Raw genomic sequence first — 15,046 nt, forward strand, 5'->3', positions numbered from 1 at the left:
TCATTGGAGTTAAAGCCTTTCTAATTTACATATTTTGCTGAAATCCAATTGTTCTTTTCCAGATTTTTTTCAAATTGTAATCCGTAGGCTGCACATTTTGAGGAAATTGCATCCAAATCCTTCAAATAAAAGCCACTTAATAAAAGTGTTCCCCCAGAAGTAAGGCACTCCACATAAACAGGAATATCTTCCATTAAAATATTGCGGTTGATGTTGGCCAAGATCACATTGTATTTTTTTCCCTTCAACAAACTGCTATCACCTTGAAAGGCCTTAATGCTCTCACAGTCATTCCGTTCTATATTTTCTTGGGTATTTAGATAGCACCATTCGTCAATGTCTATGGCATCCACAGGTCCTGCCCCCTTCTTTTTGGCCAAAATGGCCAAAACCCCGGTTCCGCAACCCATGTCCAATACCGATTTCCCTTGAACATCCATATCCAGAATATGCTGGAGCATCATATGCGTGGTTTCATGGTGCCCGGTTCCAAAACTCATCTTGGGCTCGATCACAATATCGTACTCCACTTCAGCTGCGGGGTGGAACGGAGCACGCACCATACATCTATCCCCAACGGTGATGGGATGGAAATTCCGCTCCCATTCGGCATTCCAGTTTTGTTGTTGGATTTCTTTTTGGATCCATGAAATTTCAAAACCGGGTTGCTGGAGGATAAAAAGTCCGTCCAAAATATCCTCCCGCCAATCCGATTTTAGAATATAGGCCAAAAGTCCGGTTTCGTTCTCCACAAAACTTTCAAACCCCACCTCTCCCAGTTCGGCAATCAAAATATCCGTTGCCGGTTGGGCAGGTTCTATCGTAAAATCATACTCGAGATATACCAATCCCATAATTTCCAATCAAATGGCGTTGATGATGGCCACAAAATCCGACGCCACCAAGGAAGCTCCCCCGATCAATCCTCCATCTACATCGGGCTTGGAAAAAATCTCCTCTGCATTGCCCGGTTTCACACTTCCTCCGTAAAGGATGGATACCTCATCGGCAATAGAAGCATTATAGGCCTCCGCAATGGTTTTTCGGATAAAGGCATGCATTTCTTGCGCCTGCTCTGGGGAAGCCGTCTCTCCAGTACCTATGGCCCAAACAGGCTCGTAGGCCAAAACGATGTTTTTCCAAGCGCTGGCCTCCAAATGGAACAATCCGTTTTTCAATTGGCTTTCCACTACGGAAAAATGGTTGTCAGATTTCCGGTCCTCCAATTCTTCACCAAAACAAAAAATGGCCTTCAATCCCTTGGCCACCGCAGTGTCCATTTTCTTCGCCAACAGCTCATCGGTTTCGCCAAAGTAAGATCGGCGCTCAGAATGACCCAAAATAACGGTGTCCACATCAAGGTTCAACAGCATATCCGCGGAAATTTCACCGGTGTACGCCCCATTTTCAGCAAAATGCATGTTCTGGGCCGCCACTTTGATGGTGGAGGATTCCAAGCTTCGTTGGGCCGTTTCCAAGTTCACAAAAGTGGGGGCTACGATAACCTCCGCTTTGGTGTCGGGCAGTTTTGCGGAAAGTTCGGCCAACAAAGCCTCTGTCTCTTCCCTGTCCTTGTTCATCTTCCAGTTTCCTGCCACTATCTTCGTTCTCATGTTTTGTTGTTTTGTGGGTTATGTTTAAAGCGTAAGTTTATCTAAATCGTTATAATGCACCTTTTGCTGAATGGTACCTTTTCGTAAAACCAAAATTGCGGGATTGGAGCGCACAATGGTCTTCAATGTGGTCTCATCCGTAAAGTAAAAGTCGAAATCCAGCTTATATTTTTGTTCCACCTGATTGGCCAAATCGTCACTTGAGGCCGACATACCGGTTACGGTATATCCCTTTTCCTTTGCTTCATTGGTCACTTGGGCCACTTCGGGGAAAAAATCGTAGTTGCTCTTGGCCAGATCATAGGCCACCACCATAATCAGCTTATCCTCCTCCAAAAGTTCGGCCGCATAATCTTGACCGTCCTTTTCAATGGTAAAATCATGGATGGGAGGCTCGTACCCCGCTTGAATCTGTGTAGTCTCCACATCTATAAACTCACCCTCCACGCTAGGGTATTCCCCATTGGTGACTATGGTTTGCTCGCCCCCGTTCACTTTGAAACGCCAAGCGTATTCGTACAGGGGTTGTGGTGCATCGTCTGGCACCGTCATCCCCTCCTGAATGTTGGCGCCAATTTTATAAGGCCGGAAATCCACGGATGGCAAATGGTTCAAAACATGGTTGGCAAACAAAATACAGGCCAGTAAAGCTGCTCCACCTACCATCCAATTGGTTTTTGTATTGAAAAGTGGAGTGATGTATTTCCGTCCATAAAATAAAATCAGAATAAAAACCAACAGTATCACATCCTTGGTAAAGGATTCCCAAGGCGTCAGTTTTACGGCATCACCAAAACATCCACAATCGGTCACTTTGTTGAAATAGGCCGAGTAAAATGTGAGGAAGGTAAAAAATACGATCATCAACAAAAGACTCCAAACCGTAAGCTTCGGCTTAAACCCGATAAGGAGCAACACCCCCAAGATCACCTCAACGATCACTACAAAAATGGAAATGCCCAAGGCCATGGGCAGAAAAATGGGCAAGTCCAGTACACCGGGGCTAAAATATTCCTCCAATTTGAACGAAAATCCTACGGGGTCGTTCAGTTTAATGAGGCCACTGATGATGAAAAGCACCCCTACAAAGATTCTTGAAATCCAAACCAAATATTTCATGTGTGTTTCAAAATAAATTCCAACTTAGTAAAAACCTTAATCTGACATAAATCACACAAATTTTCACCAATGGATTGATGGCTATAGGTATGATATGTAATTGCTAAAAAACTCAACAGTCTTTTTTGTCTTGGTTCTTGACTCTTTCCCCTTTTCTCCTTAATACAATTACCCTTGCCATCTTCTTTTATTTGGAATTTAGATGAATAAGCGCAAAGATCGCATAGTTGATCATATCCTGATAGTTGGCATCCACGCCTTCACTTACCAATGTGGCACCTTGATTATCCTCAATCTGCTTTACACGAAGCAACTTCTGCAGGATAAGGTCCGTCAATGAACTTACCCGCATATCGCGCCAGGCCTCTCCGTAATCGTGGTTTTTGTCTTCCATCAACTTTTTGGTGATGGCCACTTCGGCATCGTACAGGGCAATGGCTTCCTCGGCGGTCAGATCGGGTTGTTCGGCCACTCCTTTTTTAATCTGGATCAAGGCCATGATGGCATAGTTGATGATCCCAATGAATTCTGATTGTTCTCCTTCGTCCACCTTTCGCACATCGTTCTGTTGAAGGCTACGGATGCGTTGGGCCTTGATGAAAATCTGATCGGTCAGGGAAGGTAGGCGCAAAATCCGCCAGGCGGTACCGTAGTCCTGTGCTTTTTTTAAAAACAATTCCCGGCAGGTATGGATCACCGCATCGTACTGTTGGGAAGTCTGCTGCATGTATTGTTGCTAATTTGCGTAAATTTCGTCCAAATAAAAGTGCTCTGGGCACTTTGCCAAAGATAGTGAAACCCAACAAAGGAGATATTTTTTATGACCATAAACTGTAAAGGTGAGCTTATAGATCTTACGGTGCCCAAAGTGATGGGCATTCTTAACCTTACCCCGGATTCTTTTTTTGATGGGGGGGCGTACAAAGACGAAGCCTCTATATTGAATCAAGTGGAATACATGTTAGAACATGGTGCCACCTTTATAGACATGGGGGCCTATAGCTCTCGCCCCGGAGCGGAACATGTGAATGAGGATGAGGAGTTGAAACGCATGCTGCCTGTCATAGAATTGATCCTAAAAAAATTCCCAGATACCTTGATCTCTGTGGATACCTTCCGGAGCAAGGTCGCCTTGGAAAGTTTGGAACGGGGTGCGGCCATCATCAATGATATTTCCGCAGGCAATTTGGATGAGGAGATGTTCAAAACGGTCGCCCAACACCAAGTACCTTATATTATGATGCACTTGAAAGGCACTCCACAATCCATGCAAAAAGAGGCCACCTATACCGATTTGATCAAAGATCTTCGACATTACTTTTCCGAAAAAGTGCAGGAAGCCACTTCCCAAAAAATAAATGACATCATTATAGATCCCGGCTTTGGCTTTGCCAAGACCACCGAACAAAACTATACCTTGTTGAACCACTTGGATCTTTTCAAGACCTTTGACCTTCCCCTTTTGATTGGGTTAAGCCGAAAATCCATGATCTATAAAGTATTGGATTCCAATCCAAAGGAAGCTTTGAACGGCACCACCGCCCTCCACACGATTGCATTGTTGAAAGGGGCAAATATTCTACGGGCCCATGATGTCAAGGAGGCTATGGAATGCGTAAAACTGGTATCGGCCTTAAAAGCCAATGCCCTCTAGTTTTTGGTTCTTCTATTTTTGCTAATTTTACAAAAACACCGCGGTTGGATTTTCTAAATTTTCTAGAGTTTAAAATCACAGATATCATAGACATCGTCTTAGTGGCCGCGCTACTGTACTACGTGTACAAATTGGTACGAGGCACTGTGGCCATCAATATTTTTATTGGGATTGTTATTGTTTGGGCCTTGTGGAAGCTTACGGAACTATTGCAAATGAAAATGATCAGTAGTATGGTGGGTGGGTTCATGAACATTGGGCTTATTGCCTTGATCATTGTGTTCCAGCAGGAAATCCGGAAATTTTTATTGATGGTAGGCTCCACCAATCTGGCCTCCAAGCGAAATTTTATCCGTCATTTCAAGTTTTTGAAACAGGAAGCCATGCCCTCGGACACGGATGTGGATGCCATTGTTGGCGCCTGCGACCGTATGGCCGACACCAAGACAGGGGCCATCATTGTAATAGAGCGCAACAATTCCCTGGATATTGTCAAATCTACCGGGGATGTCATGAACATTGAGATCACCCAACCTATTCTGGAAAGTATTTTCTTCAAGAACAGCCCGCTCCATGATGGCGCCATAGTGATCCAGGACAATTTTATTACGGCCACTAGGGTAATTTTGCCCGTTTCCAATGATCGAAACATCCCATTGCGTTTTGGATTGAGGCATAGGGCCGCCGTAGGCATTACAGAGAAAACAGATGCCGTTTGTTTAGTGGTGAGTGAGGAAACCGGCTCTATCTCCTATATTAAAAATGGGGAATTCATTCCTTTTAAAAATTTGGATGAGCTTACTGCCCTCATCAAAAAAGATTTAGGGTAATGCATTGTAAAAATTGCCATACCAGTTTAAACCCTGACTATGGTTATTGCCCTTCTTGTGGAGCTAAAGTAATCCGTAATAGATTGACCTTAAAAAGTGTGACCCAGGATTTGGGCTATCTGGTCTTTAATCTGGACAACACTCTATTCAAAACTTTTGGACATCTCTTCACGCAACCGGAGCGCGTCATTACTGGCTACATCTCCGGAACCCGAAAAAAATACATGAGTCCAATCAGCTACTTTGCCATAGCCATAACGTTGGTTGGAATTCTGTTTTTTGTGCTTAGGAATGTATACCACATTGATCTGACACCGGGTAACCTCACCAGCAACGGGAAGACACCAAACATGGATTACATATTCGACTATCAGAGTATCATTACCTATTTGATTGTCCCGATGTATGCCTTGATGACATGGTTGCTTTTTTTCGATAAGAAGAAATTAAATTTCACGGAACATTTGGTGGCCAATGCATACATCACCGGTCAGGTTTCCATGGTTCAGGTACTTGTTTGCCTGCCCTTATTTGGGTTGACGAACATGAGATATGACCTTTTTACGTGGTCTTTTTTACTCTTGACAGTAACCTACCAATTCTATGTATTCAAAAAAATATACCAAATTGGCTTTTGGAGCACTTTTCTCCGTGGTTTTTTCTACCTAATTCTCTTTGTTATCCTCATGCTGGTCATCGGAACACTGATTCTGTTCGTTTCCATGGCGACAGGGCGAATATCCATCGAAGATTTTAGGATATAGGATCAGGCAACTTCTTCGGCCAGGAACTGTGCCTCATATAGATCGCTGTAATACCCTCCTTTTTTCACAAGCTCTTTATGGGTGCCTATTTCAACAATCTGCCCTTGATCCATGACAATGATCTTACTGGCTTTTTTAATGGTAGCGAGTCGGTGGGCAATGATGATGGATGTTCTTCCTTCAGTAATCTTGTCCGTGGCCTGTTGTATCAATTGCTCGGAATAGGTATCCACGGAGGACGTGGCCTCATCCAAGATCAAAATACTTGGGTTGCTTACATAGGCCCTCAGAAAGGCAATCAATTGACGTTGTCCACTGGAGAGCATGGATCCCCTTTCCTTCACATTGTATTGGTATCCGCCAGGAAGGCTGGAGATAAAATCGTGCACCCCTATTTGTTTGGCGGCATCCTCTATCTGGGATATGGTTATGGACTCATCACGAAGTGAAATATTATGGGCTATGGTGTCCGCAAACAGGAATACATCTTGCAGCACAATAGCAATATGGGACCTAAGGGATTTCAGGGTATAGTCCTGAATATTCATACCATCCACTAAAATCGACCCCGAATTGATCTCGTAAAACCGGTTGAGCAGGTTGATGATGGTGGACTTTCCGGCTCCCGTTGCCCCAACAATGGCCACGGTCTCACCCACGTCCACCTTAAACGAAATACCATGGAGTACTTCTTCATCCTTAATGTAACCAAATCGTACATCTTTGAACTCGATATCTCCTTTGACTTCTGCTTTCTCCACATCGCCTTCATCGGCAATATGACTATCGGTATCCAAAATCTTGAACACCCGGTTGGCAGCCACCATTCCCATTTGAAGGGTATTGAACTTATCGGCAATCTGTCGCAATGGTCGGAACAAAAGGTCCATCAGGAAAAAGAAGGCAAAAATGGAACCCGTATCATTAAGGGCCACATTTTCAATATTCTGTATCACCCCAAAATAAACCACCATTCCAATTCCTATGGAATAGGATATCTCGGCCACGGGGAAGAAGATAGAGTTGTACCAAACCGTCTTGAGCCATGCATTCTGATGTTTCTCGTTGATGGCCCTGAACTTTTCCTTTTCGATTTCCTCCCGGTTAAAAAGCTGCACGATCTTCATCCCGGCGATGCGTTCCTGCACAAAGGAATTGAGGTTGGCCACTTGCGAACGAACCTCAATAAACGCCACTTTCATGGCTTGCTGGAACAAGCGCGTAGCAATCAAGATCACGGGTAAGATGGCAAACACGATCAAGGCCAGCTTCCAATTGGTGTACAACATTATCGCCGCACCCAACAGCATTTTGAGCACATCGGCCACGATCATAAAAAATCCTTGACTGAAAATTTCACCGATACGTTGCATATCCGCCACGGCCCTTGTGACCAAAACCCCAATGGAGGAATTGTCAAAATAGGTCATCTTAAAGCTCATCATCTTTTCAAAAAGACGGATACGGATATCCTTGATCACGGATTCTCCCAAAAGGTTGGCGTAATAGCTGAACAAAAGTTGTGTGACCACCTGCCCCACCAAGACGGCCAACATAAAAAGTATGGTGGTCAACAATTTTTGACTATCCTTGTTTTCCAAAGCCTCGTTGACGATGTCCCGCACCAAGATGGGAATTTCCACCGCAAAAGCTGCTGAAAGTATGGCCGCAAGTGCCACTACCCAAAAGATACCCCTGTAGGGCTTGGTGTGTGCAAAAATCCGTTTGAACAGACCAAAATCAAATGCTTTTCCTATTTCGTCACTTTTGCTCATCAAATAGTTCTTTTGGATATAAAACCTTGGTCAAATATAATCCTTTTGCCGGGACGGATACCCCTGCCTCTCCCCTATCCTTGCTCTCCAATATTGTGTTGATATCCTCAGGGTTTATCTTCCCCATCCCCACATCCAATAAAGTTCCTACTATGGCCCTGACCATGTTCCTTAGAAAACGATCTGCCGTGATGGTGAACACCCACTTATCATCCTTCTTTTCCCAAGCAGCCTCTTTCACGTCGCACAAAAAGGTCTTTACATCGCTATTGGATTTGGAAAAACACTCAAAATCCTTATGCCCCAATAAAAGGGAAGCGGCTTGGTTCATCGCTTCCAAATCCAGGGAATGCTTTGCATAATGTGCAAAGTCGAAATAAAAGGGGTTCTTTTCCTGAACCAACCAATACTCATAGGTCCGTTCAACGGCATCAAACCGGGCATGGGCCTCAGGTTTCATCACATATATCTGTTGAACGGAAATATCTTCGGGCAAAAAAGCATTGAGTCGATACACCAATTCCTCCCGATCCCCGATTTCATCAAAATCGAAATGGGCAAACATCTCCTTGGCATGCACACCGGTATCGGTCCTGCCCGCCCCCACGACACTTACTTCTTGTCGCAAAAGAGTGGACAAGGCTTTCTCAAGCACTTCCTGCACGGTAATGGCATTGGGTTGGTTCTGCCATCCATGGTATGCTTTCCCGAAATAGGAAAATTGGATAAAATATCTCAAAGGGATCCCTTACTTTTAAGTCGTTAAAGATAATCCAATCCCCTCCAACACGAACCCAAGCCCTATTTTTTAGCATATTTTTAGCGTTATGACCAAGATTCTTTTGCTTTCGGACACCCACGGACACATGGACCCCACCATCTTAAAATATGCGGCACAGGCCGATGAAATTTGGCATGCAGGGGACATTGGAAGCTTGGAGGTGACCGACCAATTGGAGGCCTTAAGGCCTGTTCGCGGGGTACATGGCAATATTGACGACCATGTGATTCAAAAGGAATTTCCAGAAAACAACAGGTTTATGTGTGAGGGCGTGGATGTATGGATCACACATATAGGGGGCTATCCGAACAGATATAATGTCAGGGTACGTGATGAGATTCGCCACAATCCCCCAAAACTCTTCATCTGTGGGCATTCCCATATCTTAAAGGTGATGAACGACAAAAAACTGGGATTGCTGCATATGAATCCCGGGGCGTGCGGCAAACATGGGTTCCATCAAGTACGGACCATGCTACGGTTTGTGATCGATGGGGATAAAATATCGGATCTGGAGGTGATTGAATTGGGACAACGGTAAGCCAAAAACAAAAATCCCGACCTAAGCCGGGATTTTCTTCGCACTAATACTACTAAGATGTTAGGTTTAACGTAAGCGATCAACAGATTTTACAAGATCTTCATCCTTTTTGATAGCCCTGTTGGCCAGGACCAGAAAAACGATAGAAAATACAGGAATCAGCATCCCAATACCCTTCTCAGAGACCTGGGTCCCTCCGGATAGACTTAGCGACCGATAAACGAAAAATCCTAGTAAAAAAAGGTTCAATATCATATTCAATCTGTTTACCACAAATTGATTTTGTCTGTTTTTATACATTAAAATGGACACTACGGCCAAGACCGCAGATACATAAAACACAATGCTGACCAACACTTCATTTTGGGCATAGATTTCCGCCCCATCAACCGTTACCCACAAATTCAGAAAAAAGGGAAGTACACCCGTCAACAGGGCCACTACCAGCAAAAAAAACGTCTGAATCCGTTGAATCATTGTGCAAATTGCTTTGGAAATGCAAAAATAGGCGTCTTTTTGAAAAATGACCCCTTATTCTTAAAAAATAATTTGTATACTTGTGGCGTTATTAGCGAAGTACTTACCCAGGAAATCTTTCCTCCAGTAGCACCCCAATAACTTTTACTTCAATTATTTTCAGATTTAGACACGTTTAACTTATTCATCACTTAATGTTCGAGATTTCAGATCTAAAAGCTAAAAAGCTTCCTGAACTGCAAGAAATTGCAAAGGGCCTTAATGTTCCCAAATTCAAGTCCTTAAAGAAATTGGACTTGGTATACCAAATTCTTGATGTACAGGCATCCAACCCAAAAGCGGTAGTAGAGAGCGCAGCTGCTCCTGAGAAAAAAGCTGCAACTCCCAAACCCCGACGCGAAAGAACTCCACGCCCCAAGGCGCAAGCTCCTGCCCAGGAGCAAAAAAACACCCCCAAAGAAACCACTGAGAATGTAAAAGAAACAGGTTCCGAGGAGAAAAAAGAGGAAAACAAAGTACATGCTCCCAAAAAAGAGCACAAACAGAACAGTCCACAAAAAGGGCAAAACAACAGGAGAAACAACCAACACCAAAAAAGCAATTCGCACGACAAAAAGAACAATAATTTTGACAAAGACTTGAAAAACAGGTACAAAGAGCCTGAATTTGAGTTTGATAGCATTATTGAGAGCGAAGGTGTATTGGACATCATGCAAGACGGATATGGGTTCTTGCGTTCTTCGGACTACAACTACCTTTCCTCTCCCGATGATATTTATGTATCGCAATCCCAAATTAGATTGTTTGGTCTAAAATCTGGAGATACGGTTTTAGGAAACATTAGACCTCCGAAAGAAGGTGAAAAATATTTCCCTTTGATCAAGGTGAACAAAATCAACGGTTTGGACCCACAAGTGGTTCGTGATCGTGTTGCTTTTGAGCACTTGACCCCTTTGTTCCCAAAGGAAAAATTTAAATTGGCAGAAAGACAGAGCACTATCTCAACACGAATCATGGATTTGTTCTCCCCCATTGGTAAAGGGCAACGTGGTATGATCGTATCACAGCCCAAAACGGGTAAGACCATGCTCTTGAAGGATATCGCCAATGCCATTGCCGCCAACCATCCTGAGGTATACCAGATTATCCTATTGATTGACGAACGTCCTGAAGAGGTCACCGACATGCAACGTAATGTACGTGGCGAGGTGGTCGCCTCTACCTTTGACAAGGAGGCTTCCGAGCACGTGCGCGTAGCCAATATTGTATTGGACAAAGCCAAAAGATTGGTGGAATGCGGTCATGATGTGGTTATCCTTTTGGATTCCATCACACGTTTGGCCCGTGCCTACAATACGGTACAGCCTGCTTCCGGAAAGGTATTGAGTGGTGGTGTTGATGCAAACGCCCTACACAAGCCCAAAAGGTTCTTTGGTGCTGCCAGGAATATTGAGAATGGTGGATCTCTTTCCATCATCGCCACAGCATTGACAGAGACCGGTTCCAAAATGGACGAGGTTATCTTTGAGGAATTCAAGGGTACGGGTAACATGGAACTTCAGTTGGATAGACGTATTTCCAACCGAAGGATCTTCCCTGCCATCGACCTTATTTCTTCCTCTACGCGAAGAGATGATTTGCTATTGGATGAAAATACCATTCAACGTATGTGGATCATGCGCAAGTATTTAGCGGACATGAACCCGGTTGAGGCCATGGAATTCATGGAACAGCGCATAAAGCAAACCAGGAACAACGAAGAGTTCCTATTGACTATGAATGAATAGTTATTTTTTTAAAATACTGTAATTCAATAATTTAAAAACCCTCAGGAAAATTCCTGAGGGTTTTTTCTTTACCCGTTTTAAAGAAAAAGCATATCTTTAAATCGTTTCCTCAAAACCGAACTTTAATACTTTGAAAAGATGAAAAAAAACAAAAAAATAGCAGCTATTGGTCTAGGTGCTTTTTTACTCATGCTTGGGGCGTGTCAGCAAGCTCCAAAAAAGGAAGAATCCACAGAATCCAATGCCGCTGAACAATCCCAAGAAAGGATTGAGCCCCCCAAAGGAATCATTTCCTTGGAAGAATCAAAGTCCCTTTACGACAATTACACCAAGAACAGGGCTGAAATAATCCAACAGTTTGAAGCAGAACGCAGCCCGGAAAGCAAGTTTGAAGTTGCCCGGTTCACCGCATTCAGCTACGAAGAAATCAAACAATATATGGCTTTCTTGGAGCAAGAAGCCCAAAATGCCCAAGTGGACATTTCTTCGCTTCGTTTTTATTTTGCCAATTATCCAGACCAGGAAGATTTCCCCGATGGGAAAAAAATTGTGCATCCCAGACAGAACTCACTTTTTATCGTTCCCGCCATGAAAGCGGATGGCGGTGAATACGGGTTCTATATTGGGGCTGATGGCAAAGCAAAACTCATCAAGAATGCCGTAGGGCAAACCGAAGTGGGTAGCACCATCGACAACAAACAAAAATCGCAGGCCAGTTTTGTTCCCAGCCTTAGTAGCCCCGCAAGTACCGCAGGAGAACAAAGCCTTGCCTTAAATAGAGGGAACTCATCCCCTCCACCATGGACTGATTATTAATTAATAGACCGTCATGGTCCAAGAGCTCTACACTTTTTTAAAGGATCAGTACTACCTTCCTTTGTACTTGTTGACATGGCTGATATCGGTATTTACGTATAGACGGTATTTTGACACCGTTTTGAAATACTTACCTATGTTCATTGCCTATACCTTCTTTACGGAGTTGCTCGGCTATTTCATTAAGTATTATGAAGACTTCCAGTTCTTCTCGGATGAGCGGTACGCTTGGCGCAATATCATCATTTATAATATCTACCAGATCATTACATTTTTGTTTTTCTGCCGGATATACTATAAAACCATTCAATCCAAGCAGTATAAAAAATGGATACAATACGGGGTTATTCTGATGTTATTGGGGTATGTGATAAACATTTTCTTTAAAAATCCCTTTTATGAAGGCCTCTTCTATGGAGATATTGTAGGATCTTGGGTTTTGATCATGAGCATCATTTTTTACTTTAAGGAAAAAAGGCGGGAAATCAATCCCTATCCGCAAAAGAACAACCTGTTGTTTTGGATAAGTTTGGGCAGTCTCATCTTTTATCTGACAGTACCCTATATATTAATGATTGGCCACACCAATGCAAACCTGTGGTTCTATTTACATTTGCGAAGCGCCCTGCTCTTTCTCATTCTGGTCATGTACATCCTTTTTATCATTGGTTTACTGTTGGGTCAGCGAAAAGCCTTCCGTTGAATATATCCAAAGAAGAGAAAAGTCCAAACCATAAAAAAAGCTCCCAATATGGGAGCTTTTTTATACTGAATCATGGCCAATGTTACATTCCTGCAACTCTGCTCATCAATTTGCTTTTCAAGTTGGAAGCCTTATTGGTGTGGATGATATTCTTCTTCGCCAATTTATCGATCATTCCAACAACGGTAGGCAACAAAGCCTCTGCAGCTTTCTTGTCTTCTTCGTTACGCAATTTCTTGATGGCATTACGCACGGTTTTGTGCTGATACCTGTTGCGCAAGCGTACTGCTTCGTTTCTTCTGATTCTCTTTAATGCTGACTTATGGTTTGCCATTGCCTAAATTTATACTTTCTAAATCCTTTTTTTTGTAGCCCGTAGGGGAATCGAACCCCTGTTACCAGGATGAAAACCTGGCGTCCTAACCCCTAGACGAACGGGCCGTAATTAATTTGAAAACCTGATCAAAGACCAGTGTTTTCCAGTATTCCATTGAACTTTGTAGCCCGTAGGGGAATCGAACCCCTGTTACCAGGATGAAAACCTGGCGTCCTAACCCCTAGACGAACGGGCCATAAGGTTGCACAATTGCGGATGCAAAAATACAACTATTTTTAAGTCTTGCAACAGTAATTATTATTTTTTGCACCTACTTAATAGGCCTTTGCAAACAATACCCTTTGGGTTGATGGTTTTCCTGTTACCATGCAGACTCCTTCTTCCTTTTCCACATTCAACGGAATGCAGCGAATGGTAGCCTTGGTCTCTTCTTTTACCCGCTCTTCGGTTTCGGCCGTTCCGTCCCAATGTGCGGAAACAAATCCACCCTTTTCCTCAATCACCCGCTTGAACTCCTCATAGGTATCCACCTGGGTGATATGATCTTTTCTATATGCCAGGGCCTTATTATAAATGTTCTCTTGGATGTCATCCATGAGCGATACCACCTTTTCCACAACATCTTCTGCCTTTACAGACTCTTTTTGCATGGTATCCCTACGGGCCACTTCATAGGTCCCATTTTCCAAATCGCGTTGCCCAACGGCCAAACGCACGGGAACCCCTTTCAACTCATATTCATTGAACTTGAATCCCGGTTTATGGGTATCCCTTTTATCATATTTAACGGAAAGTCCCTTGGAACGCAGTTCTTTTACCAAGGGTTCCACTTTTTCAGAAATGGCATCCAATTGTTCCAATCCTTTATAAATGGGCACGATCACCACTTGAATGGGTGCCAGTTTCGGCGGAAGCACCAAACCATTGTCATCACTGTGCGTCATGACCAAAGCTCCCATAAGTCGTGTGGAAACCCCCCATGAGGTAGCCCATACATATTCTTGTTTTCCTTCTTTATTGGCGAATTTCACATCAAATGCCTTGGCAAAGTTCTGCCCCAAAAAGTGAGAGGTCCCTGCTTGGAGCGCCTTTCCATCTTGCATCAATGCCTCGATACAGTAGGTTTCCTCCGCTCCTGCAAAACGCTCACTGGCCGTTTTGGTCCCCTTCATTACCGGAACACCCATATGCTCCTCAACAAACTCGGCATATACGTTCATCATCTGCTCCGCTTCGGCCACGGCTTCTTCCCGAGTGGCATGGGCCGTATGGCCTTCCTGCCATAAAAACTCAGCCGTGCGTAAAAAGAGACGCGTACGCATTTCCCATCGCACCACATTGGCCCATTGGTTCACCATGATGGGCAAATCGCGGTAGGACTGCACCCATCTTCTATACGTATCCCAGATAATGGTTTCAGAAGTAGGACGCACAATGAGTTCCTCCTCCAACTTGGCATCCTCGTCCACTATGATCCCACTACCATCTTCTGCATTCTTCAGACGATAGTGTGTTACCACTGCACATTCCTTCGCAAAACCTTCTACATGACTTGCTTCCTTACTTAAGTAAGATTTCGGAATGAATAAGGGGAAATAGGCATTCTCATGACCTGTTTCCTTGAACATTTTATCCAATTGGGCCTGCATCTTTTCCCATATGGCATAGCCATAGGGTTTGATGACCATACACCCTCTAACTCCCGAATTCTCAGCCAAATCTGACTTTACGACAAGTTCATTATACCATTTGGAATAATCCTCTGCTCTACTCGTTAAATTTTTACCCATCTACTATAGTTTGGCACAAAACTTGTGATTTCATTAGCAAAATAATTCGGTAAAACTAA

General features: G+C 43.6%; 16 protein-coding genes and 2 tRNA genes. 7 read left to right on the forward strand and 11 right to left on the reverse strand.

Annotated elements, in window-relative coordinates:
• Positions 1–20: 20 nt before the first annotated feature.
• The 4 genes from prmA to DN53_RS03770 form a co-directional block, all read right to left on the reverse strand.
• Positions 21–854 (reverse strand): 50S ribosomal protein L11 methyltransferase, encoded by an 834-nt coding sequence (prmA, locus tag DN53_RS03755; protein WP_129653057.1) that lies wholly within the window; start codon positions 852–854, stop codon positions 21–23.
• Positions 855–863: 9 nt separating this feature from the next.
• Complete coding sequence (gene tpiA / locus DN53_RS03760) at positions 864–1,613, reverse strand: triose-phosphate isomerase (protein ID WP_129653058.1); 750 nt, start codon at positions 1,611–1,613, stop codon at positions 864–866.
• A 24-nt stretch (positions 1,614–1,637) separates the two neighbouring features.
• Positions 1,638–2,732: a BT_3928 family protein gene (locus DN53_RS03765; protein WP_129653059.1), complete on the reverse strand. Its 1,095-nt coding sequence runs from the start codon at positions 2,730–2,732 to the stop codon at positions 1,638–1,640.
• 187 nt (positions 2,733–2,919) lie between these two features.
• The gene (locus DN53_RS03770; RefSeq protein ID WP_129653060.1) at positions 2,920–3,459 is read right to left on the reverse strand and encodes a DUF1599 domain-containing protein; all 540 of its coding nucleotides are present in this window, start codon (positions 3,457–3,459) and stop codon (positions 2,920–2,922) included.
• 93 nt (positions 3,460–3,552) lie between these two features.
• On the opposite strand from DN53_RS03770, the gene folP reads away from it, so the two are divergent.
• The 3 genes from folP to DN53_RS03785 all read left to right on the forward strand — a co-directional run bounded on the left by folP (position 3,553) and on the right by DN53_RS03785 (position 5,980).
• On the forward strand, positions 3,553–4,386 hold the full coding sequence (folP, locus tag DN53_RS03775) for a dihydropteroate synthase (RefSeq protein WP_129653061.1): 834 nt from the start codon (positions 3,553–3,555) through the stop codon (positions 4,384–4,386).
• Between the two features lie 44 nt (positions 4,387–4,430).
• A complete protein-coding gene (cdaA, locus tag DN53_RS03780) occupies positions 4,431–5,216 on the forward strand; it encodes a diadenylate cyclase CdaA (protein WP_129653062.1) in 786 nt (261 codons plus the stop codon).
• An 83-nt stretch (positions 5,217–5,299) separates the two neighbouring features.
• A complete protein-coding gene (locus DN53_RS03785; protein WP_165357254.1) occupies positions 5,300–5,980 on the forward strand; it encodes a DUF3667 domain-containing protein in 681 nt (226 codons plus the stop codon).
• Between the two features lie 2 nt (positions 5,981–5,982).
• Here DN53_RS03785 and DN53_RS03790 read toward each other — a convergent pair whose 3' ends face one another.
• Together DN53_RS03790 and truA are read right to left on the reverse strand one after the other, a co-directional pair.
• Complete coding sequence (locus DN53_RS03790) at positions 5,983–7,755, reverse strand: ABC transporter ATP-binding protein (protein WP_129653064.1); 1,773 nt, start codon at positions 7,753–7,755, stop codon at positions 5,983–5,985.
• Positions 7,742–8,494 (reverse strand): tRNA pseudouridine(38-40) synthase TruA, encoded by a 753-nt coding sequence (gene truA / locus DN53_RS03795; protein WP_129653065.1) that lies wholly within the window; start codon positions 8,492–8,494, stop codon positions 7,742–7,744. Before truA ends, DN53_RS03790 begins: the two co-directional genes overlap by 14 nt.
• 88 nt (positions 8,495–8,582) lie before the next feature.
• On the opposite strand from truA, the gene DN53_RS03800 reads away from it, so the two are divergent.
• Positions 8,583–9,077, forward strand: coding sequence for a metallophosphoesterase family protein (locus tag DN53_RS03800; protein ID WP_129653066.1), 495 nt, complete (start codon positions 8,583–8,585; stop codon positions 9,075–9,077).
• Between the two features lie 66 nt (positions 9,078–9,143).
• Here the strand turns inward: DN53_RS03800 and DN53_RS03805 are convergent, their stop codons facing one another.
• The gene (locus DN53_RS03805; protein WP_129653067.1) at positions 9,144–9,554 is read right to left on the reverse strand and encodes a DUF4293 domain-containing protein; all 411 of its coding nucleotides are present in this window, start codon (positions 9,552–9,554) and stop codon (positions 9,144–9,146) included.
• 194 nt (positions 9,555–9,748) lie between these two features.
• Here DN53_RS03805 and rho point away from each other — a divergent pair, with 194 nt between their 5' ends.
• The 3 genes from rho (at position 9,749) to DN53_RS03820 (ending at position 12,860) form a co-directional block, all read left to right on the forward strand.
• Positions 9,749–11,341, forward strand: coding sequence for a transcription termination factor Rho (gene rho / locus DN53_RS03810; RefSeq protein ID WP_129653068.1), 1,593 nt, complete (start codon positions 9,749–9,751; stop codon positions 11,339–11,341).
• Between the two features lie 138 nt (positions 11,342–11,479).
• Positions 11,480–12,157: a hypothetical protein gene (locus tag DN53_RS03815; protein ID WP_129653069.1), complete on the forward strand. Its 678-nt coding sequence runs from the start codon at positions 11,480–11,482 to the stop codon at positions 12,155–12,157.
• A gap of 13 nt (positions 12,158–12,170) precedes the next feature.
• Complete coding sequence (locus DN53_RS03820) at positions 12,171–12,860, forward strand: hypothetical protein (RefSeq protein WP_129653070.1); 690 nt, start codon at positions 12,171–12,173, stop codon at positions 12,858–12,860.
• 82 nt (positions 12,861–12,942) lie between these two features.
• Here DN53_RS03820 and rpsT read toward each other — a convergent pair whose 3' ends face one another.
• The 4 genes from rpsT to proS all read right to left on the reverse strand — a co-directional run bounded on the left by rpsT (position 12,943) and on the right by proS (position 14,987).
• Entirely contained in the window at positions 12,943–13,194 is a 252-nt protein-coding gene (rpsT, locus tag DN53_RS03825; protein ID WP_129653071.1) for a 30S ribosomal protein S20, read from the reverse strand.
• A 35-nt stretch (positions 13,195–13,229) separates the two neighbouring features.
• Positions 13,230–13,301, reverse strand: a tRNA-Glu gene (locus tag DN53_RS03830).
• Positions 13,302–13,360: 59 nt separating this feature from the next.
• Positions 13,361–13,432 (reverse strand) — tRNA-Glu (locus DN53_RS03835).
• A gap of 79 nt (positions 13,433–13,511) precedes the next feature.
• On the reverse strand, positions 13,512–14,987 hold the full coding sequence (proS, locus tag DN53_RS03840) for a proline--tRNA ligase (protein ID WP_129653072.1): 1,476 nt from the start codon (positions 14,985–14,987) through the stop codon (positions 13,512–13,514).
• Between the last annotated feature and the right edge of the window lie 59 nt (positions 14,988–15,046).

The organism is Flagellimonas olearia (assembly GCF_004150225.1).
In the GTDB taxonomy this organism is placed as follows: Bacteria; Bacteroidota; Bacteroidia; order Flavobacteriales; family Flavobacteriaceae; genus Flagellimonas; species Flagellimonas olearia.

Coding starts and splice junctions, on each gene's coding strand:
- DN53_RS03770 (WP_129653060.1), bottom strand. CDS start 3,459: ATGCAGCAGACTTCCCAACAGTACGATGCGGTGATCCATACCTGCCGG.
- DN53_RS03820 (WP_129653070.1), top strand. CDS start 12,171: ATGGTCCAAGAGCTCTACACTTTTTTAAAGGATCAGTACTACCTTCCT.
- folP (WP_129653061.1), top strand. CDS start 3,553: ATGACCATAAACTGTAAAGGTGAGCTTATAGATCTTACGGTGCCCAAA.
- DN53_RS03800 (WP_129653066.1), top strand. CDS start 8,583: ATGACCAAGATTCTTTTGCTTTCGGACACCCACGGACACATGGACCCC.
- rpsT (WP_129653071.1), bottom strand. CDS start 13,194: ATGGCAAACCATAAGTCAGCATTAAAGAGAATCAGAAGAAACGAAGCA.
- rho (WP_129653068.1), top strand. CDS start 9,749: ATGTTCGAGATTTCAGATCTAAAAGCTAAAAAGCTTCCTGAACTGCAA.
- DN53_RS03765 (WP_129653059.1), bottom strand. CDS start 2,732: ATGAAATATTTGGTTTGGATTTCAAGAATCTTTGTAGGGGTGCTTTTC.
- DN53_RS03815 (WP_129653069.1), top strand. CDS start 11,480: ATGAAAAAAAACAAAAAAATAGCAGCTATTGGTCTAGGTGCTTTTTTA.
- tpiA (WP_129653058.1), bottom strand. CDS start 1,613: ATGAGAACGAAGATAGTGGCAGGAAACTGGAAGATGAACAAGGACAGG.
- DN53_RS03790 (WP_129653064.1), bottom strand. CDS start 7,755: ATGAGCAAAAGTGACGAAATAGGAAAAGCATTTGATTTTGGTCTGTTC.
- DN53_RS03805 (WP_129653067.1), bottom strand. CDS start 9,554: ATGATTCAACGGATTCAGACGTTTTTTTTGCTGGTAGTGGCCCTGTTG.
- proS (WP_129653072.1), bottom strand. CDS start 14,987: ATGGGTAAAAATTTAACGAGTAGAGCAGAGGATTATTCCAAATGGTAT.
- prmA (WP_129653057.1), bottom strand. CDS start 854: ATGGGATTGGTATATCTCGAGTATGATTTTACGATAGAACCTGCCCAA.